We start from the raw sequence: 25,690 nt of genomic DNA, 5'->3' as shown, positions 1-25,690 counted from the left end.
GTCTCTTTTCATTATAGAGGCCGGAGGAGGAGATCGTGATGGGATTTCGTGTGATCAAAACAGCGCTTGCAACATTGGCAGCTATTTATTCAGCAGCCGCATTGGGCTTGCCGAATCCGTTCTCCGCCGGTTTGCTGGCGATATTGGGCGTGGACAGGACCCGATGGAGCGGGCTGCGTTCGGTGTTCGCCCGCTTTATGGCTTCGGCAGCCGGATTGTTCCTGGCGTCGGTGTTGTTTCAGGTTATCGGTTTTTACATATGGGTATTGTCGTTATACATACTGATCGCTTTTCCGCTGCTTTCCCGATTAGGCTTAAGTGCAGGGATCATCACCGGTTCCGTCGTCGTGTTTCATTTGTTCGCGCGAGGGGAAGTTACAGTCGCAGCGATTGCAGTGGAGCTGCAGTTTCTGATTATCGGCCTTGGCTGGGCCACCGTATTCAATTTGATGTATATGCCCAAGGAGCACAACAAGCTGGAAGCGCTGCGCAAGGTGACTGAAGAAGGTTTTGCGGATGTGTTTCATCATCTTGCGATTCATTTGCGCAACCCGGACACCGTATGGGCCGGCGAAGAAATGCTTCGCACGGAGTCGGCGATCGAACAAGGCATCAAGTCCGCTAAGCGCGCGCAAGAAAATAGGCTGATCCCGCAGGACGAGCCGTGGCTGCTTTATTTTCATATGAGACGCAGTCAATGGGAATCAATCCAGCTCATGATGGAATCCGTCGCGTTCGTGTCCAGAAATGTATCGCAGGCAGAATTGATCGCTCTATTGTTCGACCGGCTTACGCTCGACGTCAAATCCGAGTTTTACGAAGGCGAGACGGAGCGGATGCTGATCCGGCTCGAACGCAGCTTCCATGCGATGCCGCTCCCGGCCAGCAGGGAAGAATTTGAAACGCGCGCCGCACTCTTGCATCTTGCGCGGGAATTACGCCGGTATCTGGCCATTGCCCGCCGCGAAAAAAAACCGAAGTCAACTTCCGCTCATGCGGTCATAGAATGAACTTAAAGGCTTTTGCCGACAGCTGACCGCATCTATCGATGCCGGGTATCGGCTGCCTGTGCGGCGACTATATTTTTGTCACTCTAGACGAATGTCCTGCATAGACTTTAAGTGAATTGATCGTATGGAGGAGGTCTACCGAATGGCTACTGCGGATAAACGGCTCCCACGCAGGGAAATCATCACGAAAGCGGTTTGCGGCAAAGGCCGAAAGTACTCGACGATAACCCACACCGTGACGCCGCCGCACCACCCTACCAGCATACTGGGAGCGTGGATCATCAACCATCAATACGAAGCGGTGAAATCGGGGGACGGCATCGAAGTTATCGGGTCTTACGATATTAACATCTGGTATTCGTACAACAAAAACTCTCAAACGGATGTAGCCAAAGAGACGGTCTCTTATGTGGAGCTCGTGCCTCTATCGTATGTAGATCCGAAACATCGCAGCTCTACCGAGGAAGTTTCTGCGGAAGCGACGCAGGAGCCGAATTGCGTGGAAGCGAATATCAGCGCGAACGGTTCTTCGGTCCTGATCCGCGTCGAACGGGAATATGCCGTGGAGATGGTGGCGGAAACAAAAGTGTACGTCTTGGTTGATCCGCATGGATACGACGATGACGGCAAAGACGTCGATTTCGGACTTGGGGACGACGGCGACTATGAGGATCTCGATTCCGATCTCTTGGAAGACGATTTGTAATCGGTCCGTCACAGCCCGGTACTTAAGTCTATGTCGAAGCGGAATAAAAGTCGAGGGCGGGTGCCCTTTCGGGACCATGGGAAAAGCCTGTTTTTGGCGGTACAGCCGAGGAACGGCCGATCGCCGCGGCCGCAGGCTGATACCACGCACAGGTACAGGGAAAAGGGTCATTCGGCTTCGGCGATCACACGCCAGCGGGACGGCCCTTCCCGTGTTGTTTGGGAGGGCGGCGCATGGACAAAGCGGCAGGCCGGTTATGGGTGAAGGCGGACGGCGTATTGCCGGGCTGGATTTCGGCATTGGGGCTCTCTGTGCTCACCGATGCCTCAGCGGTCGAGCCTAATGATTGTGTAATCTGTTTACAATGCGATCCGGGCATGCCGCCGGAGGCGGATAGAGTGCCCCGGTTTATGAATAGAAACGCGGGCGGTGTCCTCTCTTTAACAAACAGGGAGATCGAGCGCCGGCTGCAAAGGGAAGGATTGTCTGCACAGCTGGACAAAAACAAGAGGAGCAAGGAGCGGCAGCCGTATGCCCATCGCCGGTTCACGGCTGTGGTATTTGATCTGGCTGCGGTAGATATACGCCGTAGATTCGCTGACGATCCCGGGTTCATCAATGTAAATGATAGGTTCATAGAGCCGGACGATCACATCCGCAAAATCGCAGCACGGGCGGCGGTCCGAGCTTTATATGTGTTAAGCCTCGATTTCGGACAAGTTGAGCTGGAGCTGGGTGAAAGAGGCCGGGCGACGATCAAGACCGTTTCGCCGGTAATCACACTGTCGGACGCGGAAGGGGAACGGCGGCTGGCCGAAGCGGTGGCAGAGTTCGCGCAGAAATGGGCAGACGAGACGAAGCACGGCGTTGCGGTCACGCTTGGCGCCGATCCGGAGTTTGCTCTACTCTCTCCGGAAGGCAAGGTCGTCGCCGCGTCCCGTTACTTCCCGCGGCAAGGGTCTGCCGGATGCGATTCCGTCGTTGTGCGCGGCGTGAAGCGCTGGCCGCTCGCGGAGCTTCGCCCGGCGCTGCGGCGGAGCCTCTCGCGGTCGCGGTGAACTTGCGCCGCCTGCTCGCGGCGGCGGCCAAGCGAACTGCCGGCGAGCCGTTGGCGTGGCGTGCCGGCGCTTGGCCCGTGCGCGGCCTGCCGCTCGGCGGGCACGTGCACCTGAGCGGCGCAGCGCTCACCGGCGAGCGGCTGCGCGCGCTCGACAACGCCGTCGCGCTGCCGCTGCGCCTGCTTGAGCCGCCGTCGGCGGCGGCACGCCGCCCGCGCTTCGGCGCGCTCGGCGACTTTCGCCGCCAAAGCTACGGCGCTTCGAGTACCGCACGCCGCCGAGCTGGCTCATCTCGCCGCGTCTTGCGACGGGCGTGCTGGCTCTGGCCAAGGTCGCCGCCGAACATGCCCGCGAGCTGTCGGCTCACCTGCCTCTGGACGACGATGCGCTGCGCGACGCTTTTTACGAAGACAATCGCCCGTTGCTGCAACAAGGCGTGTTCACCTTCCGGGAGCGCCTCTCACGCACGGCAGGTTACCATAAATATAAAGCGTTAATAGATCCGCTATTTGCAGCCATCGGCCGCGGCCATACCTGGAATGAGATGACGGATATCCGCGAACGATGGGGAATCGAGAAATAGTAAAAAAATACGAATAAGGTATGTAGGAGGGTGAGACGGCGGAAATAGTATGGAAAATATACTAATCCGGGACTTCTGGGGGTGCAAATCGCGGAGATGGTATAAAAAATATACCAACGAGGGTGTGGAGGAGGGACAAATCGCGGAGATAGTATACAAACTATACTAACGAGGGTCTGCAGGAGGGGCAGAGGGCGGAGATAGTATGGAAATTATGCTAACGCGGAGCTACTAGGAGTCCAAATCGCGGAGATAGTATAGAAAATGTACTTTCGTGAGGCTGAAGGATGGCGGTGTTTGCCCGGTTAACGGTAGAAGAGGGTGATTTTACACCACCCTCTTCTTTTTTTTTGCTATAATTAAGTGTATTTCATAGATTCAAAAATAACAGTTTCACTTACATAAATCGGAGGTTAAGATGGCCGGATATACCCCCATGATGGAGCAATATCTCTCTGTCAAAGCGCAGGCGGCTGACGCTCTGCTATTTTTTCGCCTCGGCGATTTTTATGAAATGTTTTTCGAGGATGCGCTCACGGCCGCCCGTGAATTGGAGATCACTCTAACAGGCCGCGGCGCCGGACAAGAGGAACGGGTTCCGATGTGCGGAGTGCCCTACCACGCGGCTGAAGGCTACATCTCCAAGCTGATTGATAAAGGCTATAAAGTTGCCGTATGCGAGCAGGTGGAGGATCCATCGATCTCGAAGGGCGTTGTCAAACGGGAAATTGTGCGCATCGTTACGCCCGGAACCGTCATGGATACGAAAGCGGTGGGAGAGGCGTCGAACAATTTTATCGTCGGCGTCGCTTTGACAGACAGCCGGTACGGTATAGCGGCTTGCGATCTGACGACAGGCGAGCTCTATATGACTTCCTTCCCGGCAGCCCGCGAAACGGTCAAAAACATACTGAACGTCTATCGTCCTTCCGAAGCCGTCGGTCATGCCGCAGCGCTCGAATACCTGCGGGATGAAAATACGAGCCCCGCGCTGCTTACGACAGAGCGCGAAACAGCGGACCTTACATCCCTTGCGGTCCAATTTCCGGATGAGAATTGGACGTCGCACGAGCCGGTCCGCCACACGGCGGCAGCCCAGCTGATCGCTTACTTGAACGAGACCCAGAAGCGCTCGTTATCTCATCTGCGGTCGATCAAAGCCTATGATTCCGAAGCTTACATGGCTCTCGACGCCTTCACGCGCCGCAATCTCGAGCTGACGGAAACGGTCAGGGACCGTTCCCGCAAAGGATCGCTGTTGTCTCTTCTTGATCGGACAAGAACCGCTATGGGAGCGCGTCTATTGAAGCGGTGGATCGATCAGCCGCTGCTTGACCGCACGGAAGTGGAACGCCGGTTGGATGCGGTTGAAGCGATACATAAAGACTGGATGCTTCGTAAGGAACTCCGGGATGAACTGGGTGAAGTTTACGATCTAGAGAGGCTCTCCGGCAGAATCGCTTATGGTACGGCCAACGGGCGGGATCTAATCGCATTGAAGACGTCGCTTCAGCGGATACCGGCGATTCAGGAGCTGTGCCGAACACTGGGTTCCCAGCCTTTGACCGCGCTCGCGGACCGGATGGATGCTTGTACGGATATCGCTGAGTCGATCGAGCAGGCCATCGCCGAAGATCCGCCGGTGTCTTTGAAAGATGGCGGGCTCATTCGCACAGGCTTTCATGCGAAACTGGACGAGCTGCGGGAAGCGAGCCAGCACGGCAAGCAGTGGATCGCCGAGCTCGAACGGCAAGAGCGCGAGGCCACGGGGATCAAATCTTTGAAAATCGGCTTTAACAAGGTGTTCGGCTATTATCTCGAAGTTTCTCGAGCGAATGTCGCCAATCTTCCGGAAGGCCGTTACGAACGCAAACAGACGCTCGCCAACGCCGAACGATACGTCACGCCCGAGCTGAAAGAAAAAGAATCGCTCATCCTCGAAGCGGAAGAGCATATGGCGGATCTGGAATATGAGCTGTTCTCCGATTTACGCACTGCCATCGCTTCACAGATGGCTCGTCTGCAAAGGCTTGCGGAGAGCGTATCGGCGCTCGATGTGCTTCAGGCTTTTGCCGAAGCCAGCGCAGAGCGGCGCTATTCCCGTCCGCATTGGAGCGAGGGCGATGGCTATGACCTGCTGATCGAGGACGGTCGTCACCCCGTCGTCGAAGCAGTGAACGAGAATGGCGCGTTTATCGCCAACAACACCTCGTTAACGGCATCGGACGGCTCTATTTTATTGATCACAGGTCCGAACATGGCCGGGAAAAGCACTTATATGCGTCAGGTGGCGATGATCTGCATCATGGCGCAAATCGGCTGCTTCGTTCCGGCGCGCCGGGCCGTTCTGCCTTTCGTGGATCGGATTTTCACGCGCATAGGCGCGGCTGACGATCTTGTCGGAGGACAAAGCACTTTCATGGTCGAGATGAAAGATATACAGGTCATGACAGAACAGGCGACGGAAAGAAGCCTGATCATCATCGACGAGCTGGGACGGGGCACCTCGACGGACGAAGGGATGGCGATCGCCCAGTCCGTCATTGAATATGTGCACGATCGCATCCGCTGCAAGGCGCTTGTATCGACCCATTTTCATGAGCTGGCGCATCTGGAAACATCCTTATCCGGCTTGCGGAACGGCTGTATGGCGGTCAAGGAAAGCGCGGACGGTGTGACCTTTTTACGTAAGCTTGTGCCGGGAGCGGCGGACTCGAGCTACGGAATTTACTGTGCTCAGCTGGCAGGTTTGCCGGAAAGCATCGTTAGTCGGGCTTACAATTTATTGAAGGATACGCCGGCCGTCGGCACATCCCATTCCGTTGCTGTCAGAGAGACGGCGGTATCCTATGCCGAAGCTCCAGCTGAAAAGCCTGCAGCTAGAAACGTTGTACAGTTATCTATGTTCGGTGAGCCCTCCATCCCAGCCAAACCTGTGAAAGGGACATCCGCCTCTCAGAACGATAAATTGCTGGAGAAGCTTCGCAAGCTCGACGTGATGCGGATGACGCCTCTTCAGGCTTTGGAATGGTTAAACGATGCAAGGAACCAATTAAGCGAGAGCGGTGAAAATGAGTGACAACTTGGAAAAAATGGCGGCTGTTTTTAACTCTATTATTATCATTAACGGTATTCGGAGCAGCGGTTCCCGCCGTCGATGCCGAATCGAGCGCGCAAGTACAGGAAGTGCGGCAGCTTCTGAAAGATTATCATATCAGCAAACCGGATGACGCACTTTTAAGTTCCGATGAGATTGACACAATGGTTGAATCGCTTCACGATCCTTATACCGAATTTTTCGACGAAGAGGAGTGGGGGATGTTCAACTCGGCTTTGGAGCAAACTTTCGTCGGTATCGGCATCGTCATGACCGAGGACAGCGGCGTCGTATATGTTCAGGACGTTCTGCCGGGCGGACCGGCCGCTGCTGCGGGAGTGCTGCCGGGCGATGCGGTGGTTTCGGCTGACGGAAAGTCTTTAAAAGGGAAAACGATGATCGAACTTCAGCTTTCGCTGAGAGGCTTGGAGGGAACGGTCGTTGTTCTCGGCGTCTCCAGAGGCGGAAAGCAGCTGAAATTCCGTATCACACGGCAAGCGGTTCATTTTCCTACAGTAACTACACGGCTACTCGGGAATGGCGTCGGTTATTTAGCGCTGTCCGGCTTCACTTCCGATGCGGCAAGCCAGTTCAAGAAACAATTATCGGAGCTCGAAAAGAAAGGCATCTCTTCGCTGCTGATCGACTTGCGCGATAATGGCGGAGGATATGTCACTGCCGCACAGGAGATTGCCGGTTTGTTCGTGAAAGAGGGCGTGCTCGCCCATATGCTGGACCGGGACGGCATGGACGAGCCGCTGGAGGTCAGCGGAACGGTGAAGCCTTATCCCGTCGTCATACTGGTGAACGGCAATTCAGCAAGCGCATCCGAGCTGCTGTCCGGAGCTCTTCAGGATTATGGCGTTGCCAAGCTTGCCGGTACAAGACCTTCGGTAAAGGTGTGGTGCAGTCGCTTAAGCCCCTGAACAGCGGCGGCATGTTGAAAGTAACGATACAAGAATATTTCACTCCGAAAGGCCGCAAGGTCGACAAAGTAGGCCTGCCACCGGATCTGCCGCTGGACGGCAGTGCCGCGGAACAGTTAATCGGAGCCTTCCGTTCCGCGGGCGGCAAAAAAGTGATTATGACTTCCGGCAGAGGCGCTCTTACAATCAACGGTGTGCGGATGCCTCAGAGCGGGGCCGCGATAAAAAACAACAGCGTGTGGTATGTGAACTTCCGTCTCGGATCCTCGATGGCCGGAGCTAAATTAACGTATAACGGAAAGCAGCGGACATTTGCGGTTACACGCGGCTCCAAGAGCCAAGTGCTGAAGACAAACGACTCCCATGTGCTGATCAAAAACGGCAAAGCGTTAATCGATGTGCGTATGCTGCAAAAATGGTTCCCGGACGTCATTTGGTCGTCGGGCGGGGACACGGTGAAAATTTCGGCAGGTTAATCTAACGAAACGAACGCGTTGAAGGAGTGAGTCCGCATGGGCGTCATCCGTCCCCTCGATGAACATTTAGCGAACCAGATTGCCGCCGGCGAGGTCGTCGAACGGCCGGCTTCGGTCTTGAAGGAACTGATGGAAAATGCAGTCGACGCCGGAGCTTCCCGCATCGATGTGGCCGCCGAAGAAGGCGGACTCGCGCTGCTGCGTGTAGCGGATAACGGCTCGGGTATCGAGCCTGACGATATGCTGCTCGCCTTTCAGCGGCATGCGACGAGCAAAATAGCGACCGGCAAAGACCTGTTCCAAATCATGACCTTAGGGTTTCGAGGCGAAGCTCTGCCCAGTATTGCCGCCGTCTCCAAGGTGAAATGCGTCAGCTCCACGGATGACGGAGCTTGGGCCGATGTATTGAAATAGAGGGCGGCGGCATTCAAGCGAACAAAGAATGCAACGCCCCGCGGGGTACCGAAATGGTCGTCAGGGATTTGTTCTACAATACCCCCGCGCGGTTGAAATATATGAAAACCGTCCAGACGGAGCTCGGTCATTTGTCCGATGTCGTCTATCGGCAGGCGCTGGCGCGGCCGGATATCGCATTCACTTTTTCGCATAACGGCAACATGCTGCTGCGCACGCCCGGCAACGGTGAATTGCGTCAGGTTGTTGCGGCGGTCTACGGAACTTCATCCGCCAAGGCGATGCTGGAAGTACACGCGGAGAATCCCGACTACACGCTTACGGGATTGACTGCGCTCCCGGTGGAGACGCGGGCGAACCGTAACGCCGTTACTGTCCTTGTTAACGGCCGATACGTGCGCAGCCAGGCAGTCGTTCAACCGCTGCTGCAGGCGTATCATACGCTGCTGCCTATTCACCGGTTTCCTCTTTCCGTGCTTCATTTGAAAATGCATCCTACGCTGGTGGATGTGAACGTTCATCCTGCCAAGCTGGAAGTGCGGTTCAGCAAGGAAAACGAGCTTCGCAGCTTTGTCGAAAGCGCGGTCAAGAAAGCGCTGGGCAGCGAGGCTTATATCCCATCGGGATCCGCGATCCGATCCGCCAGACCGGATAGTTGGGTGCAGGATCAAATCCGTTTTCAGCTTCCGTCTGAAGATGCCCGCAATGAGGCATCGGCAGCATCGCTAACCGATACCGGCAAGGTCGCGGAATACAGGCCGAGCTATCAGACGGCTTTGCCGCCGTCACGCGAAACGTCTCCTGGTGGCGCCTCTTCTTTTAAACGACCGGAAAAGAGGGAAGCCCCCGACAAAATACCGGAGGAGCTGTGGAAATCCGCTTTTGCGGCACCAGAAGTCAAGCCGCAGGTCGCTGCCTTTCCTGAGCTGAATTGGGTCGGGCAGCTGCACGGAACCTATCTTGTGGCGCAGAATGATAACGGACTGTATTTGATCGATCAGCATGCCGCCCATGAACGCATTCATTATGAATTTTACTATGACAAGTTCGGACGCCCGGAGGATGCGAGCCAGGAGCTGCTGCTTCCGGTTACGCTTGAATTTGCGCCGGACGAAAGCTCGGTGCTGAGAAACCGGCTGTCTGTATTCCAGAGCGCAGGAGTATATTTGGAGGATTTCGGGGGTAATACCTTTATCATACGTGCGGTGCCGCATTGGTTTCCGGACGGAGATGAAGCCGCTGTGGTGCGCGAAATGGCCGAGTGGGTCATGAACGAGCGAAGCGTGGACTTGCACGCGCTGCGGGAGAAAGCGGCGATTTTGTGCTCCTGCAAAGCTTCCATTAAAGCCAATCAGGCGCTTACCAGGGAATCTGCAGAAATGCTCCTTCAGCGTCTCGCGAAATGCCGCCAGCCGTACACATGTCCTCACGCCGGCCGATCGTCGTCAGCTTCAGCACCTATGAGCTGGAAAAATGTTCAAAGCGGGTGATGTAATGCTTGTCACAACCTCGGAGCGCCCGGTGGAGCGGACCGTTACCCGGGCGCGGCAGCTTGCGGCGGAATTGCAGGCTGCTTTTGTTCCCCGGCGGAATATGACGCTTCGAGGGATGCAATCCAAATACAGCGCCGACGGAGTATTGGTCGTTATGCCTAAGGAGCTTCGTTACGTGTCGGAGGGGCTGCCTCCGCTTTTTTTCCATCCAAGCATGGCGCTCATTCGTGTGAAAAGGTTAAGAGATGGCGGGAACGATGCGCTCGTTACGGTATCCGGATTACAACGCGGCGATTCGGTGTTGGATTGTACAGCGGGATTATGCTCCGATTCGCTTGTCCTCAGTTATGCGGCCGGACCGGAAGGGAAGGTCATTGCGGTGGAAGCTTCCCCAATACTCCATACTATTGTTCGGGAAGGTCTGCAAACCTATGAAACCGGGTTTCCGGATATCGACGCGGCAATGCGGAGAATTGAACCCTTGCTCGGTTTCCATGACGATGTGCTGGAGAAGATGAAAGATAACAGTGTGGATATCGTTTATTTCGATCCGATGTTCGAACTCGCTGTTGGTGCGTCCACTTCGATGAAGCCTCTGCGCTCCCAAGCGCACGGGGAACCGCTGTCCGAGACTGCGGTGAGGAATGCGGTCCGGGTCGCCCGCAAGAAGGTTGTACTGAAAGATCATCGCGACAGCGGACAATTTGAGCGGCTCGGGTTCGACCGCATCCGGGTGTCTACATCCGCTGTTGCTTACGGAGTGATACATATTAATGAATGAAATGGACGATCGTCCGCCGCTGCTTGTACTGGTCGGTCCGACCGCAGTCGGAAAAACCGCGCTCAGCCTGCAGATCGCCAAAGCCTTGAATGCTGAAATCATCAGCGGAGATTCGATGCAGGTGTATCGCCGTATGGATATCGGCACGGCCAAGCTGAGTCCGGAAGAGATGCAAGGGATTCCGCATCACCTCATTGACATTTGCGAACCGGATTATCCTTTTTCCGTATCCGAGTTTCAAACCTTATGTACACAGAAAATTCAAGAAATCCATGCGCGTGGGCGTTTGCCGTTTATCGTAGGGGGTACAGGATTATATGTGGAATCCGTCTGCTACGGATTTCAGTTCCAACAGCATGGAGCGGACGATTCTTTTCGCGAGGAAATGAGGAAATATGCACGTGAGCATGGCGCTGAATCGCTGCATGAACGCTTGGCCGCTGTAGATCCCGTTACAGCAGCAAAGCTTCATTACAATGACGAGGGCAGGGTCATTCGCGCTTTGGAGGTGTTTCAGCTTACCGGAAAACCGCTGTCGATGCTTCAAGAGCAGTCGCGCGGGGACGAGAAGGCGTCGCCTTACCGGTTATGCGTGATCGGATTGACGATGGATCGTGCGGTTCTCTATCGCCGTATCGAACAACGGGTCGATGACATGCTGGATGCAGGTTGGTAAATGAAGTGAAAGCCTTATTGGATGAAGGAGTTCCCAGAGACGCGGTATCCATGAGAGGACTCGGCTACAAAGAAATAGCCGCATACCTTGCCGGAGAGCTGGAGTACAATGCTGCGGTGGATATTCTCAAGCGCGATACTAGGCATTTTGCCAAACGCCAACTCTCTTGGTTCAGGCATATGAAACAACTGGAATGGGTCGATGTCGGCGCATTCTCAAAAAACAGCGAACTTTTCAAAGCGATCTGTGCTATAATAGCAGGAAAGTTTCCGATTGATCTTGAATATATTTGTTCATAATCTTTTTGTGGCGATGGGGGTTTTCGGCGAATGAACAAGTCCATTAACATCCAGGATACGTTTCTTAATCAACTTCGCAAAGACAGTATTCCGGTCACTGTTTATTTGACCAACGGTTTTCAGATCCGCGGTGTTGTCCGCGCGTTTGACAACTTCACCATCGTGATCGACAGTGAAGGCCGTCAACAAATGGTATACAAACATGCGATCAGCACGTTTATGCCGCAGCGCAACGTATCGTTGATGCAGCAAGAGAGCGGGTCGGACAACTGATTTTCGGGCCCGTCCCGGCGGTATTTTGTGAAACTTTACCCCAGCGTCAGCCGTCTAACAGAATAGACCTGCAGCCGAGCAACCCCAAATCGCGGGTTGTTCTTTCTTTACTGGGTAAATGAGATACAGAGAGAATTATTTGGAAATAGGGGGAGACCGATATGAAACAACCAGGGGCGAGTGGAAACCATAGTACGGCGTCCGGGCGAGCGACAAACAAACCGAAGGGCGGAGGCCCTCATAAAAAGAGAAAACGCGTGGGCCTCATCTGGCTATTATTCGTAGCATTGTTCGCCGTTGTGTGCGCAGTGGTCGGCTACTTGCTGATCATCCTGAACGGCGAGCGTATTTTGAGCGCCAACATCAATAAATTAAATCTAAATCAAGCCTCGGTTATCGTAGACCGCAATGATAAAGAAGTCTCGAAATTAGTTCTGGGACATGAAGGAAACCGCGAACTTGTACCTTTCAAGGAAATACCGCCGATGGTGCAGAAAGCTTTTGTCGCCACGGAGGATAAAAGATTTTACGAACACAGCGGTGTCGATCTGATGGGGATCGGCCGGGCGTTGGTGAAAGACGTCATCGCTCGAAAAGCGGTTGAAGGCGCAAGTACGATTACCCAGCAGCTCGCCAAAAACTTGTTCCTGAATGCGGATAAGACGATATTCCGTAAAGGAACGGAGGCTTCTATCGCTCTCGCTTTGGAGAAGCATAGAAGTAAAGAGGAAATTCTGGAATTGTATCTGAACCGGATCTATTTCGGCAAAGGACAATATGGAGTGAAAACGGCAGCAAAATTTTACTTCAATAAGCCGCTTAATGAGCTTAAATTGTGGGAGATCGCCACTTTGGCGGGAATTCCGAAGGCTCCGTCCACGTACAATCCGATCAGCAATCCGGAGAAATCGATGGAACGGCGGAATGTCGTATTAAGTCTCATGCAGGAGCAAGGCTTGATCACGGCTGCGGAGAAAGAAGCAGCGGCCAAGGAGGAATACGACCCCGACGTCGTTCCCAAGCAAAACGCCAAATATTTGAGTTATATCGATTATGTTGTGGAAGAAGCAAAAGACAGAACAGGCCTGAGCGAGGAAGAATTGCTGAGCGGCGGGTACCGAATTACCACCACGATCGATACCAAGGCCCAGCTTGCCATGGAATCGGCATTCAAAAATGATTCACTGTTCGAAAAAAGCAAGGACAAACAGATCGTGCAAGGTTCGATGGTCATTATGGACCAGCACGACGGTTCTTTGATCGCCATGGTCGGCGGACGCAATTACGAGAAGCAAGGCTGGAACCGGGTAACAAAACAGCGGCAGCCGGGCTCTTCTTTTAAACCGATCGCGTCTTATGGGCCAGCTATAGAAACAGGGAATTTCTTCCCATGGTCTATCGTGCAGGATGAAAAGCAATGCTTTGATAACGGCAAGTACTGTCCGTCAAACTCAAATCGAATAAAGTACCGCGGCCCGATTCCCATGAGCGAGGCGATCAAGGAATCGCGTAACGTCTCGGCCGTCTGGCTGCTAAACGAAATCGGCGTGAAAAAAGGATTGGATTTCGCCGACAATCTGGGCTTTACACTGGATAAGAAGCAGGACCGCAATCTATCGATCGCTCTTGGCGGCTTGACTCACGGCGTTACTCCGCTTCAAATGGCGCGGGGTTACGGCGCATTTGCCAATGGCGGGGAGCTTCAGGATCCGCACAGCATTCTTAACATTAGAAATAGTAAGGGAAAGCTCGTCTATGAATATGATGAAAACAGCGCTGAGCGCGTAATGTCCCCACAAACAGCATTCTATGTGACGGAACTGCTCAAAGGTGTGACACAGCGGGGCGGTACGGGTGTCCGGGCCAATATCAGCGGCCGTATCGTAGCAGGTAAGACCGGTACGACACAGCATGGCATCAAAGGCTTAAAATCCAGCGCCAACCGAGACGTATGGTTCGTAGGCTATACGCCGGAATGGACGGCCGCGGTATGGATGGGATATGACAAGACCGATAAGGACCATCTGCTTAAGAACAGCAGCGGGCAAGCGGCTGAAATGTTCTCGACCGTTATGTCCAAAGCGCTGGAGGGCAAGAAGAAGTTAGGCTTCCCGAAACCGGAGGGCGTGATCGAAAAAAAGCCGGTGCAGGCGATCACAGGCCTGACGGGAGTATACTCCCCGGATCTGGTCGCCGTGGAGCTGAATTGGAACGCGGTGACCGAAAAAAACATCACGTACAAGGTGTACCGAAAAGGAAGCACGGAAAGCACGTTCAGGGTGATCGGGGAAAGCGCTGATCCGATGTTCGATGACATGCAGATCATGCCGGATGAAACGTATACCTACTATGTCACCGCATATCAATCGGATACGAAGCAGGAGAGCCCGCCTTCTCCTCAGATTACGATTACTGTAACGACAGGCATGGATCCTGTTTCACCGAGCCCGACTCCATCTGACGGCATTGTGGATGAGAACGGCGACGGAATTCCGGACGGACAAGGCGATGAGGGCGGAATCATACCGCCGGATGAACAGTCACCTCCGCCGGAGGAAGGTGATGGAGGCGGGAACGTAAGCCCGTCACCTTCTCCAAGCCCAAGTCCTTCGCCGAGTCCGTCACCTTCTCCAAGCCCGTCGCCGAGTCCGTCGCCGACGCCGACGACAAGCACGAGGTCGTTACCCGGTTCTTCGCCAAGCGCGTCAGCGAGTTCGTCACCAAGCTCGTCACCGAGCGGCTCGCTTATATGGCCATAATAGGCTGAACAGCAGCGAATTTCCGCAAAAATGAATCAATAGGCTGTCTTGAATGCAGAAGTTTGTTCTGCAATCGAGGCAGCCTTATTTACTGGTTCGTTTAGGCGACTTGTGGTAAGCTTTGTATATGATGTGGGACGGAAAGGACAGTCATGCCTAATGAAACGTAAATTCTCGGATCGGGCCAATTGGCGGCGAATATTAAAGAAAAGCTATGCATGTATTCCGATGGATGACGCGCAGTTCAGAGGATTCGTTACGTTGTACCGGATTCACGAACTCAGGGATCCGTTATGGAAGGAATATAACGGGCGGCGCATGTGCCTGGCCGACCGCGGATATTTGTGGATGCAGCATTTTCCCCGCGGCGAGCATTTTGTCGTTACGACAATGTTCAACGACAGAGGGCAAGTCGTGCAGTGGTATATCGATATTTGCAAAACGCAAGGGATGACAGATCAGCAGGTGCCATGGTTCGATGATTTGTTTCTCGATATTGTGGTTCTGCCGACAGGCGAGAAATTGCTCCTGGATGAGGATGAACTCGAAGAGGCACTCGATGAAGGTCAAATAACCCCGCGGGATTCCGCTATGGCGCAGAAAACGGCCGCACGGCTTATGGATTTGATTAACCAGCACAAGTTTCCTTACTTCGATCTGAGCAGACATCACCGGCGCGTGCTGTTGGACAAACTCGGATGGGAGCGGGGCAACGGATAATGCTCGACATGAGACAAGAGAGGCCGTCGGCCTCTCGTTCTTTATCAGGCCGCAGAAGCAAAATCTATCTTCGTCGATTGATGTGGATCGCGGCAGCAGGATTAGCGGTAATCGCAGCTTGGTGCGCAACGTTATATTTCATCATTGTCGGTTTTGACGGCGTTCCGAAACAAGGCGCAGCTGTGCGTGCGGACACCGGTATCGTGCTGGGGGCTTCATTATGGAATAACGAACCGAGTCCGGGATTGAAGGAACGACTGGATTACGCATTTCAGTTGTATAAGGAAGGCGTGTTTCCCAGGTTTATCGTGACAGGCGGGCTGGACCATAACGGTTCGACGCTGACGGAAGCCGAGGGCATGCGCAATTATCTGGTTGAGAAAGGTGTGCCCGGCGAGGCGGTCTCCATGGACACGCAATCCCGAAGCACCTATGAAAACCTGCTGTTCGCCAAACAAATCATGGATGAGAACGGGTGGGCATCGGCGGTGATCGTTACTCACAACTATCATGGGGCCAGAGCCGCCGATATTGCCGAAACGGTCGGCTATGATCCCGTGCAAGTACGCGTGACGGATTCCGAGGTGCTAATGATTCCCTATCATGAAGCGCGGGAAGTTCTGGCATTCACCAAATGGCTGGGGAACAAGCTGTTCTTGTGACATGACTATGCGCCGCTTGGCCGGAATACATTTGTATTGCGGCAGTTTCGTCGACACAAGCCACAATGGGGTGAAACGCGATGAGCGCAAAGGCAGGCACGACCAACAAACGTGAAGCATCGGGTACTGCGGCAAGACCTTCCCGCCAGATTAACATTATTTTGCGAAATCCGGAACAACAGGCAGCCGGCGGGGCGCATTCATCCGAAGTATTGGGAAATCCGCGTACACTGCCCCAAAGCGGGCCCTGGTCCGAGTGGCAAAAAGAGCTGGATCGCATGGTAGGGTTGGATAACGTCAAAGAATTGGTGTATGAGATCTATGCCTTGCTGCAAATCGGCCATTTCAGAACGGAGGCCGGCTTGCAAGCGCATGCGCATGTATACCATATGATTTTCAAAGGGAATCCCGGGACGGGAAAAACGACCGTAGCCCGGCTGCTCGCCAAGTTATTTCAGGGTATGGGGCTGCTGGCCAAAGGGCATCTCGTCGAAGTGGAGCGTGCGGATCTCGTCGGGGAATATATCGGGCATACGGCCCAAAAGACGCGCGATCTGGTAAAGAAAGCGCTGGGCGGCGTTCTATTCGTTGATGAGGCATACAGTCTGGCCAGGGGCGGCGAGAAAGATTTCGGCAAGGAAGCGATCGACACGCTGGTCAAGGCCATGGAAGATTACAAAAATCAATTCGTGCTCATACTTGCAGGGTATACGCTTGAGATCGAAACATTTTTGCTGACAAATCCAGGACTGCCTTCGCGTTTTCCGATCCAAATGGACTTTCCGGATTATACGGTTGACCAGCTGCTGTCGATTGCCGAGGGCATGTGCAAAGAAAGGGAATATGCACTGACGCCCGCTACGCTGTTCAGATTTCGTCAGCTGCTCATGCAAGAAAAGTCCGAGACGATCTATAACTTCAGCAACGCAAGATATGTACGCAATGTACTGGAGAGGGCCATCCGCAATCAGGCGGTGCGATTGCTGTCTCAATATCCGGCCGGAACGCCGGGGAGGCAGGAACTGATGTCTCTTCGACCGGAGGATATCCGGAGTGTGTGATACTTGTTTAGAGAGGTGAACGTATGAGAGAAAGCTCTTACGATACAGGAACCGGAGAAAGGGAGAAAGCGCTGCTCGTCAGTCTGGTAACCGATGAGGTCAAAAGATCGGGCGCCGATCCGCAGCATTCTATGGAAGAGCTCGTGTCGCTTGCTGAAACAGCCGGCGTTGACGTCGTCGAAACGATGATGCAGCAGCGGGAAGTTCCGGATTCCAGATGGTTCATAGGTAAAGGGAAAGCACAGGAACTAAAGGAGCTTGCGGAGCAAACCGGAGCAACGACAGCAATCTTTGATCAGCAGTTGTCTGGTGCGCAAGTCCGCAACTTGGAAGAAGCGCTGGATCTTAAAATAATCGACCGGACGCAGCTCATTCTCGATATCTTCGCCGGCCGTGCCAAGACGCGTGAAGGTATACTCCAAGTGGAGCTGGCGCAGCTCTCCTACTTGCTGCCCCGATTGTCGGGACATGGTGTGAATCTGTCCCGTCTCGGCGGAGGCATCGGGACCCGTGGTCCGGGCGAGACCAAGCTTGAGATGGACCGCCGGCATATCCGCAACCGGATCAATGAGCTGAAACGGCAGTTGGAGTCCGTTACGCAGCACCGAAAGCTGCATCGCGAACGCCGGCGCAAAGCCGGCGTGTTTCAGATCGCGCTGGTGGGCTATACGAATGCGGGAAAATCGACTTTACTGCGGCAGCTCACGGCAGCAGACGTTCTCGTGGAGAACAAGCTGTTCGCCACTTTGGATCCGACATCCCGCAGTTTGATATTGCCGAGCGGTAAAGAAGTGATGATTACGGATACGGTAGCTTCATTCAAAATTTGCCGCACGACCTTGTCGCGGCATTCCGCGCAACGCTGGAGGAAGCCAACGAGGCGGATCTGCTGCTCCATGTTGTGGATTCTTCTTCTCCGATGCGGGAGAGGCAGCAGAAGGTGGTCGAGCAAGTGCTGGAAGAGCTGGGCGCCGGCGGTACACCGGTCTTAACGGTCTATAATAAGATCGATCTCAGCTCGGCGGCTGCATTGTCTCTGTTAACGGGAGGTCCGGATACGATCCGGATGAATGCATTCTCGGAGCGTGATTTGGATCGTCTGAGAGAAGCGATCGAAGACAAACTGCTCGGTGATGTCGCGCAATTCCGGATTCCGGCTTCGCGCGGCGATCTGGCTGCGCTCGCCTACCGTGTCGGTGAAGTCACCGAACAAGGCACCGATGATGAATTCTTGGTGTTGACCGTACGCCTGAACCCTGCGGATATGGAGAAACGCGGTCACGCGCTGGAAGACTTCCGTGTCATGAACTGATATTCGCGCCGTTATAACTCTGGCAGCACTCGTATTTTTCGTTTGCAGATGAAAGGAAGGGCAGCATGATCGAGAGCAAGACAACAGAGTGGGAACGGCAGTGGGAACAATGGTCGGCGGCGGCCGAGGAACAAGCCGCTGAACAGTTTCGCCGCGTGGACCGCACGGTCGAACGCAATCAATGGAAAGTGATTGAAGCGTTCCAAAAGCATAAAGTGAGCGACTTCCATTTCGCCGGGTCGACCGGTTACGGTTACAATGACCGCGGACGGGAAGTTCTCGATCTGGTGTACGCCGATGTGTTCGGCGCGGAAGCCGCAATTGTCCGTCCCCACCTCGTATCCGGCACCCATACGATATCCGCCGCATTATTCGGATGCTTGCGCCCTGGGGATGAGCTTCTGTTCGTCACGGGCCGTCCTTACGATACGCTTCACAAAGTGATCGGCAAACCCGGAGACGGAACCGGCTCATTAGCCGACTGGGGCATCCGGTCCGTGGAAGTCGCTTTATTGCCGGACGGCAGCGTAGATTGGGATGGAGTGGCGGCAGCCGCGAGTGAGAGTACCAAAGTGTTTGCGATACAGCGCTCGAGAGGGTACGATTGGCGGCCGTCTTTCACCGTCGCGCAGATCGGTGAAATGGCGGCACGGCTGAAAGCTATACGCCCGGAAGCCATCGTCTTTGTAGACAATTGCTATGGAGAATTTACCGAAGATCGGGAACCGACTGAAGCAGGTGCCGATCTTATCGCAGGCTCACTCATCAAAAATCCCGGAGGCGGATTGGCAGCCAGCGGAGGTTATATTGCGGGCAGGAAAGATCTCGTCGAGCTTGCGGCTTACAGGATGACGGCGCCGGGAATCGGCGGGGAAGTCGGAGCGATGCTTGGAACGACCCGTTCTATATACCAAGGGTTTTTTCTGGCTCCTCTTATCGTGGGACAAGCTGTAAAAGGAAGTATTTTCGCATCGGCTGTGTTCGAGAATCTAGGCTTTCAGACTCATCCCCGGTGGGACGACCCTCGCACCGATTTAATCCAGGCAATCCGGTTTCCTGCGGCGGAACCGTTAATCTATTTCGTTCAGTCGATTCAGAAGGCGGCCGCAGTCGATTCCCATGTCGTGCCGGAGCCGTGGGATATGCCCGGTTATGAGCATCCTGTAATCATGGCTGCAGGCACTTTCATACAAGGCGGGAGTCTGGAGTTGTCGGCAGACGCTCCTATTCGGGAACCCTATATCGCCTATATGCAAGGCGGTCTCACCTATGCCCATGTCAAGTTTGCTGTTAGGCAAGCGTTGCAGGAATTCCACAATCGCGGATATTTGTGAGTTGATTCGTCAGAAACCTTACATGGATTGACATGTTTTTGGAAGACAGATAGAATGAAAGTGATTTCAAAAACATTATACCGCTGGGAAGGTTGGTACGAGATGGGCGACGAGATTCGCAGGAATATGGCGTTATTTCCGATTGGCATCGTAATGAAGCTGACCGACCTGACCGCCCGCCAAATCCGCTATTATGAACAGCATGAGCTGATCCAGCCCGCTCGAACAGCCGGCAATCAACGGTTGTTTTCTTTTAATGATGTGGAGCGTTTGCTGGAAATCAAAGCCTTGATCGAGAAGGGCGTTAATATTGCCGGAATCAAGCAGGTAATGAACCCCGTCGGTAAGGACGAGAATGACGGCACCATCATCAACGAGCAATCAGAGGTCAAGAGGAAAGAGATGACCGATTCGCAGCTTCACCGGATGCTGAAGCAGCAGCTGATGGCCGAGAAGCGTCCGGGTCAAGTGTCTCTCATTCAAGGGGAGCTGACCCGTTTCTTCAAAAACAAATAGGCCGTTATCGGCACTTCCAAGGAGGCTACCATGAGCTATACTCGCGAAGACATTACACGAATTGCGAAGGAACAGAACGTTCGTTTCATTCGTCTGCAATTCACGGACTTACTAGGGACCATCAAAAACGTAGAAATTCCAGTCAGCCAACTGGAAAAAGCATTAGATAACAAAATGATGTTCGACGGTTCCTCCATCGAAGGGTATGTGCGCATTGAAGAATCGGATATGTATCTGTATCCCGACCTAAGCACATGGGTTGTATTCCCATGGGTTCACGAAGACCGGGTTGCCCGTATGATCTGCGACATCTACATGCCTGACGGCACTCCTTTCGCGGGGGACCCTCGCGGCATTCTGAAGCGTGCTCTTGAAGAAGCGGAAGAAATGGGATTCACAGCGATGAATGTAGGTCCTGAACCGGAGTTTTTCTTATTCCAGACGGACGACAAAGGTAACCCTACGATGGAACTTAACGACCAAGGCGGATACTTCGATCTTGCACCGACGGATCTCGGCGAGAATTGCCGCCGTGATATCGTTCTGGTGCTTGAGGAGATGGGCTTTGAGATTGAAGCTTCTCATCACGAAGTTGCGTCGGGGCAGCATGAGATTGACTTCAAATACGCGCACGCTATTAAAGCGGCCGACCAGATTCAAACATTCAAGCTCGTCGTCAAAACGATCGCCCGCCAACACGGCTTGCACGCAACGTTCATGCCTAAACCGTTGTTCGGGATGAACGGGTCCGGCATGCACTGCCATCAGTCCTTGTTCCGCGGGAAAGAGAATGCTTTCTATGACGAGAGCGACAAACTGGGCCTAAGCGTTGTGGCACGCCAATATATGGCGGGCGTACTGAAGCACGCCCGCGGTTTTGCAGCCATTACCAATCCGACTGTCAACTCGTACAAAAGATTGGTTCCAGGCTACGAGGCACCCTGTTATGTGGCCTGGTCTGCCAGCAACCGGAGTCCTATGATCCGTATTCCGGCTTCCCGGGGACTGAGCACACGAATCGAAGTGCGCAATCCCGATCCGGCAGCAAATCCTTATCTCGCATTGGCCGTCATGCTTAAAGCGGGATTGGACGGAATCAAGAACAAGCTGAACATTCCGGCTCCGGTCGACCGCAACATTTATGTGATGAGCGAAGAAGAGCGTTCGGATGAAGGGATTCCAAGCCTTCCGATTAACCTGCAGGAGGCTTTGGCCGAGATGCTCCGTGATGACGTCATCACCGACGCGCTTGGCGAGCATGCATTGAGCCACTTCTACGAGCTGAAGGAAATCGAGTGGGATATGTATCGCACCCAGGTTCATCAATGGGAACGAGATCAATATTTGACGCTGTATTAAGCAAATAATCAAAGAGTCGAACACCCGGGTCCCATAGATTGCCGAACACGGTAATCGGGGAACCGGGGTTTTGTATGAAACGAGAAGAGGCTGCCCTGTCTTCAGACAAACGTCTGCAGAATGGGCAGCCTCTTCGATTGTTATGTCTAGTTGTTACATGAATGAGCGGATTAATCCGATGACCTTGCCGAGAATGCTCACGTTCGGCAGACGAATCGGTTCCATGCTGGAATTCTCCGGTTGAAGACGAATGTGGTCCCGCTCTTTGTAGAAAGTCTTGACCGTTGCTTCGTTCTCTTCCGTCATCGCCACGACGATATCCCCGTTAACTGCATTGGGCTGTTGGCGAACGATGACATAATCGCCGTCGTGAATTCCGGCTTCAATCATGCTGTCGCCCATTACCGAGAGCATGAAGACCGGCTGGTCGCCGACCATGGTAACGGGGAGCGGGAAATACTCTTCAATATTCTCGGTAGCCGTGATGGGTACGCCTGCCGTTACTTTCCCCACCAAAGGAATTTGGCGGACAGAGGAGGCGAGGCCGAACACCGCTTCGTCGTCTTCTCCCAGTATTTCAATTGCGCGAGGTTTGGTAGGGTCCCGGCGAATCAGGCCTTTCTTCTCGAGGCGATCCAGATGACCATGGACGGTCGAACTGGAGGCAAGCCCGACGGCTTCGCCGATCTCGCGGACGGAAGGGGGATACCCTTTGTCCCGGACTTCGTTCTTGATAAACTCCAAAATGGAATTCTGGCGATTGGACATCTTGGACACGCCAAGCCCTCCCTATGTATCAGTTCTATATGATGACAAATTATAGCACAGAACTCGAGTTCGCACAAACATTCGTTCCGCCGAACAAGTGTTCCAAAATTTGTTGACATGAAACATATGTTCGTGTTATTCTGTTACCAGAACAAATGTTTGGGGTGACGTTAATGGTACATACATGGGTAACGGCCGCGGCCGGTTCAACTGCTTCCGTACATAAAACGAAGGTTTCCGCTAAGCGTCAATTTTCACGTTCAACCGGGCCCATCCGGAATTGGCGCATGGCAAGGAGCTTCTTCTTTATCATTGCTTTCCTGATCTTGTTCAGCGGATTCACAATTATGCGCACATTTGCCGCCAATGAAGAAGTGCCCCCACGCGCAGCAGAAGAGATTGTTATCTCTGTGGATTCAGGAGATACATTATGGCAGCTGGCGGCCGCGTACAAGAGTGAGTCGGTCGATACTCGCGAAGCCGTTCACGCGTTAATGAAAAGAAACGGCCTGTCCTCGTCTTCACTTGAGATGGGCCAGACATTAATTATACCGGCACGAATCCTTCCTTAAGATCAAATCGGATAACTTAAAGACCGGGGTACTCCGGTCTTTTTTGATGTTCCGGATTCTTGACAATCTCATGATGAAAATGGCAAAGTAGAGGATGTGCATAAAGAGAGGAGTGAGCTACAATTGGAGAAACTGATCGCAAGAATTAATGAATTATCCCGTAAAGACAAAACCGGAGGATTAACCGAATCCGAAATGGCGGAACGTGAAATTCTTCGTAAAAAATATATCGAGAATTTCAAACGAAATTTCCGTCAGCAGCTTAATCAAATTGAGTTTACGGATGAGAAACCAACCATTCGACATTGATTACGAATGATAGAGGAGGAACAACATGTCCCGCTCTTGGGAAAGAATGGTTGAAAAAAATTCCAAACAAATCAACAAACGCCGTAAGAAAGAAGGCAAGAGCGCGCTTACTACAGCGAATGTACAGGTAGATCGCTTTAAGGGCCGCAATTATGTTGTACCCGCTTTGCTGTTCATGCTTATACTGCTGTATATCACCTTGTCTCGGCCTTGGTCCGGCCAATTTATGCAGGATCCTACGATGTTTTGGCTGACAGTCGGCGCTTATGTTCTGCTCGGAGTGTTCTACTACATGCGCCGGCCTTACTTGGCGGTGACCAAAGACACGCTGGAAACGCGGCGTTTCACCGGATATAAGACTCTGCGGCCAAGCGAGATTCGTAAGATCACCGTACAGCCGGGCTATGTCGTTATTGAGTCCGTCAAAGGCGCCAATTGGGTTTTTTCACGTTTGATGAATCGCTATCCTTTGGAGACAATGACTCAAAGGTTACAAACGTTTGCGGAGCTCATAAGATTGAATGGGAAGTAAAAGCGAAGTGAGGAGCAGCTGCGATGTCGGTTAAGGCCGTTCTTTTTGATTTGGATGATACTTTGCTTTGGGATGAGAGAAGCGTCAGTGAAGCCTTCAAAGATACGTGCCGTCTCGGGGCGGAAGCGGCCGGGCTTGATGCGGACAGTCTGGAAGAGACGGTAAGGCGCGAGGCGAGATCACTATATGAAACGTATGATACGTTCGCCTTCACTAAAATGATCGGGATCAATCCTTTCGAGGCATTATGGGGACACTTCAGGCAAGGTGAACACCCGATGTTTCGAAAGCTTGAGGCGCTCGCTCCGGAATACAGGCTGAATGCCTGGACGAGAGGATTGGCTGCGCTAGGAGTGGATGATCCGGAACTGGGTAAAAAGCTGGCTGAATGGTTTCCTGCTCAGCGTCGCAAGCTGCCCTACGTGTATGAAGAAACGTTCGCCGTTCTCGATGAACTCCGCGACACTTATAAACTTCTGCTGCTGACGAACGGCTCCCCGGATCTGCAGCAAGAGAAGCTGGATGGAATGCCGACATTGATTCCTTATTTTGATTCAATCGTCATCTCCGGCAATTTCGGTGAAGGCAAGCCTTCGCCCAAGCTGTTCGCTTACGCCATGGAGCAAATCGGCATCACCGCCGACGAAGGTGTCATGGTCGGTGACAAGCTTACTACCGACATCCTGGGCGCCAATAGAGTCGACATGAAGTCGGTCTGGATCAACCGCCACGGCATCGAACGCAGTGACGAAATCATCCCGACCTACGAAATCAAAAGCTTGAACGAGCTTACGGACCTATTGAAAAAAATATGATAAACGTTCAGAAAAAAAGCGGCCATCATCCGATTGTTATTCGGGTGATGGCCGCTTTTTTTTGCTAAAATAAGGATAAATAAAATGAACGGGGATGTTGCCATGCGCAAACCGGTGTTGTCGGCATTTATTCTGGCTGGGCTTGCGGCAGTCGCTATTTATTTGTATACAACAGAGATGAGGCAAGGTGTAAACCGTGATGCAAATTATGTTGTCGCACAGAACGAGACGATAAACTCAGAAGAAGCGGAAGCTGAGCCGCCAATTGAAAGATGGAAGGTATTAAAAGAGTTGGATAACACGACTTCAATCGATGTCATTTGTTACCCGTCTCAATACAACATTGTTGACCCTGAGATTGTTCGAGTTATCGCGAATGCGGTGCAAGCTTCTGAGTATGTTGAGTCTGCTAGCTACCCTAATGATGAACCTGATGTGAAACTATATTTTAGAAAAAAAGACGGATTTGTCATGGCCGGCAGACTATATGTCAATGAGGGCATACTGAGTTCGCCTGAAGGGCCGCTCATTATGATAGAACAGTCGGCCGTAAAGAAAATAATGAGGAATACAGACTGCAGCTGAAGCGCATGAAAAATCCCCTCCAAATCACTTTGAAGGGGATCAACTGCTGATACTTATTTGGCGAAAGCAGGATCTGCGTAGGGTTGAGCGACCCATCCGGCCGGTTCGATGAATAACCTTACGGCAACAATCTGCTTATTGTCCATCAATGTAAAAAAGTGCGGCTGTCCTTCGGGTACGGAGATGACGTCTCCGGCTTCGAGTTCAACGTCAAAATATCCCGTTTCGTCGTCACCTTTGATGATGAAAATTCCACGGCCCGCTGTAATTGCCCGTACTTCATCCTCAGTATGCGTGTGAACATTCTCGAACTTTTTGAGAAGCTCATCCAGGTTCGGTGTGGACTCCGATAGCGCGATGATATCCCATGTCTTGTAACTGCGTCTTCCGGCCAAATCGCGAATCTCGGCGTCGTAAGTTGCGAGAATAGCAGCCTTGTCTTCATCCGAGAGGGAAAATTTCTGTTGCAGATGCTCGGGAAGCTTGGAAGGTTCCCAGTGTTCATAAAGTACATTCTGCTTGTCCAGAAATGCCCGGACTTTATCTTCTCCCTGGATGCGTTCATCCGTGTTGCGCAAGCGAATTTCGGCCATG

General features: G+C 53.1%; 19 protein-coding genes and 5 pseudogenes. 22 read left to right on the top strand and 2 right to left on the bottom strand.

The annotated features are described in order from the left end of the window. The first annotated feature begins 38 nt into the window (after positions 1 to 38). The 17 genes and pseudogenes from SD71_RS17180 to glnA all read left to right on the top strand — a co-directional run bounded on the left by SD71_RS17180 (position 39) and on the right by glnA (position 21,515). Positions 39 to 1,010 carry an aromatic acid exporter family protein gene (locus SD71_RS17180; protein WP_041065842.1) on the top strand — a complete coding sequence of 324 codons (972 nt, stop codon included), beginning with the start codon at positions 39 to 41 and terminating at the stop codon, positions 1,008 to 1,010. Between the two features lie 142 nt (positions 1,011 to 1,152). Next, positions 1,153 to 1,716: an outer spore coat protein CotE gene (locus SD71_RS17175; protein WP_041065839.1), complete on the top strand. Its 564-nt coding sequence runs from the start codon at positions 1,153 to 1,155 to the stop codon at positions 1,714 to 1,716. Positions 1,717 to 1,949: 233 nt separating this feature from the next. Beyond that, a pseudogene (locus SD71_RS26310) lies at positions 1,950 to 3,357 on the top strand (putative amidoligase domain-containing protein). 418 nt (positions 3,358 to 3,775) lie between these two features. Further along, the gene (gene mutS / locus SD71_RS17165; protein WP_041065836.1) at positions 3,776 to 6,436 is read left to right on the top strand and encodes a DNA mismatch repair protein MutS; all 2,661 of its coding nucleotides are present in this window, start codon (positions 3,776 to 3,778) and stop codon (positions 6,434 to 6,436) included. 182 nt (positions 6,437 to 6,618) lie between these two features. After that, positions 6,619 to 7,856: pseudogene (locus SD71_RS26305) on the top strand (S41 family peptidase). 36 nt (positions 7,857 to 7,892) lie between these two features. After that, positions 7,893 to 9,765 (top strand): annotated as a pseudogene (gene mutL / locus SD71_RS17155) (DNA mismatch repair endonuclease MutL). Continuing rightward, positions 9,744 to 10,544, top strand: a complete 801-nt coding sequence (locus SD71_RS17150) for a class I SAM-dependent methyltransferase (RefSeq protein WP_235427197.1) — start codon at positions 9,744 to 9,746, stop codon at positions 10,542 to 10,544. The pseudogene mutL and the gene SD71_RS17150 overlap by 22 nt, the downstream one beginning before the upstream one ends. Then, positions 10,537 to 11,519, top strand: a pseudogene (gene miaA, locus SD71_RS17145) (tRNA (adenosine(37)-N6)-dimethylallyltransferase MiaA). The gene SD71_RS17150 and the pseudogene miaA overlap by 8 nt, the downstream one beginning before the upstream one ends. A gap of 30 nt (positions 11,520 to 11,549) precedes the next feature. Continuing rightward, positions 11,550 to 11,792, top strand: a complete 243-nt coding sequence (gene hfq / locus SD71_RS17140; protein ID WP_041065833.1) for an RNA chaperone Hfq — start codon at positions 11,550 to 11,552, stop codon at positions 11,790 to 11,792. A gap of 161 nt (positions 11,793 to 11,953) precedes the next feature. Further along, positions 11,954 to 14,551 carry a transglycosylase domain-containing protein gene (locus SD71_RS17135; protein ID WP_082034309.1) on the top strand — a complete coding sequence of 866 codons (2,598 nt, stop codon included), beginning with the start codon at positions 11,954 to 11,956 and terminating at the stop codon, positions 14,549 to 14,551. 159 nt (positions 14,552 to 14,710) lie between these two features. After that, a complete protein-coding gene (locus SD71_RS17130) occupies positions 14,711 to 15,271 on the top strand; it encodes a DUF402 domain-containing protein (protein ID WP_041065830.1) in 561 nt (186 codons plus the stop codon). After that, the gene (locus SD71_RS17125) at positions 15,271 to 15,933 is read left to right on the top strand and encodes a YdcF family protein (protein ID WP_052476356.1); all 663 of its coding nucleotides are present in this window, start codon (positions 15,271 to 15,273) and stop codon (positions 15,931 to 15,933) included. The genes SD71_RS17130 and SD71_RS17125 overlap by 1 nt, the downstream gene beginning before the upstream one ends. A gap of 80 nt (positions 15,934 to 16,013) precedes the next feature. After that, positions 16,014 to 16,994 (top strand): AAA family ATPase, encoded by a 981-nt coding sequence (locus tag SD71_RS17120; RefSeq protein ID WP_041065827.1) that lies wholly within the window; start codon positions 16,014 to 16,016, stop codon positions 16,992 to 16,994. A 23-nt stretch (positions 16,995 to 17,017) separates the two neighbouring features. Continuing rightward, positions 17,018 to 18,306: pseudogene (gene hflX / locus SD71_RS17115) on the top strand (GTPase HflX). A 65-nt stretch (positions 18,307 to 18,371) separates the two neighbouring features. After that, positions 18,372 to 19,640, top strand: a complete 1,269-nt coding sequence (locus SD71_RS17110; protein ID WP_041065824.1) for a methionine gamma-lyase family protein — start codon at positions 18,372 to 18,374, stop codon at positions 19,638 to 19,640. Positions 19,641 to 19,742: 102 nt separating this feature from the next. Continuing rightward, the gene (locus SD71_RS17105; protein ID WP_041066236.1) at positions 19,743 to 20,156 is read left to right on the top strand and encodes a MerR family transcriptional regulator; all 414 of its coding nucleotides are present in this window, start codon (positions 19,743 to 19,745) and stop codon (positions 20,154 to 20,156) included. Between the two features lie 30 nt (positions 20,157 to 20,186). Further along, positions 20,187 to 21,515 carry a type I glutamate--ammonia ligase gene (glnA, locus tag SD71_RS17100; protein WP_041065821.1) on the top strand — a complete coding sequence of 443 codons (1,329 nt, stop codon included), beginning with the start codon at positions 20,187 to 20,189 and terminating at the stop codon, positions 21,513 to 21,515. Positions 21,516 to 21,668: 153 nt separating this feature from the next. Here glnA and lexA read toward each other — a convergent pair whose 3' ends face one another. Beyond that, positions 21,669 to 22,292 carry a transcriptional repressor LexA gene (gene lexA / locus SD71_RS17095; RefSeq protein WP_041065818.1) on the bottom strand — a complete coding sequence of 208 codons (624 nt, stop codon included), beginning with the start codon at positions 22,290 to 22,292 and terminating at the stop codon, positions 21,669 to 21,671. A gap of 164 nt (positions 22,293 to 22,456) precedes the next feature. Here lexA and yneA point away from each other — a divergent pair, with 164 nt between their 5' ends. The 5 genes from yneA to SD71_RS17070 all read left to right on the top strand — a co-directional run bounded on the left by yneA (position 22,457) and on the right by SD71_RS17070 (position 25,096). Further along, positions 22,457 to 22,855, top strand: a complete 399-nt coding sequence (gene yneA, locus SD71_RS22480) for a cell division suppressor protein YneA (protein WP_052476355.1) — start codon at positions 22,457 to 22,459, stop codon at positions 22,853 to 22,855. Positions 22,856 to 22,978: 123 nt separating this feature from the next. Then, the gene (locus tag SD71_RS17085; RefSeq protein ID WP_041065815.1) at positions 22,979 to 23,164 is read left to right on the top strand and encodes a DUF896 domain-containing protein; all 186 of its coding nucleotides are present in this window, start codon (positions 22,979 to 22,981) and stop codon (positions 23,162 to 23,164) included. 25 nt (positions 23,165 to 23,189) lie between these two features. Continuing rightward, positions 23,190 to 23,696, top strand: coding sequence for a hypothetical protein (locus SD71_RS17080; protein ID WP_041065812.1), 507 nt, complete (start codon positions 23,190 to 23,192; stop codon positions 23,694 to 23,696). Between the two features lie 23 nt (positions 23,697 to 23,719). Then, on the top strand, positions 23,720 to 24,511 hold the full coding sequence (locus SD71_RS17075; protein WP_041065809.1) for an HAD family hydrolase: 792 nt from the start codon (positions 23,720 to 23,722) through the stop codon (positions 24,509 to 24,511). A gap of 84 nt (positions 24,512 to 24,595) precedes the next feature. Beyond that, entirely contained in the window at positions 24,596 to 25,096 is a 501-nt protein-coding gene (locus SD71_RS17070) for a hypothetical protein (protein WP_041065806.1), read from the top strand. Positions 25,097 to 25,149: 53 nt separating this feature from the next. Here SD71_RS17070 and SD71_RS17065 read toward each other — a convergent pair whose 3' ends face one another. Further along, positions 25,150 to 25,689, bottom strand: a complete 540-nt coding sequence (locus SD71_RS17065) for a 1,2-dihydroxy-3-keto-5-methylthiopentene dioxygenase (protein WP_041065803.1) — start codon at positions 25,687 to 25,689, stop codon at positions 25,150 to 25,152. Between the last annotated feature and the right edge of the window lies 1 nt (position 25,690).

The sequence above is a fragment of the Cohnella kolymensis genome (assembly GCF_000829465.1).
GTDB lineage: Bacteria > Bacillota > Bacilli > Paenibacillales > Paenibacillaceae > Cohnella > Cohnella kolymensis.
This window is presented reverse-complemented; position numbering and strand designations above follow the sequence as displayed.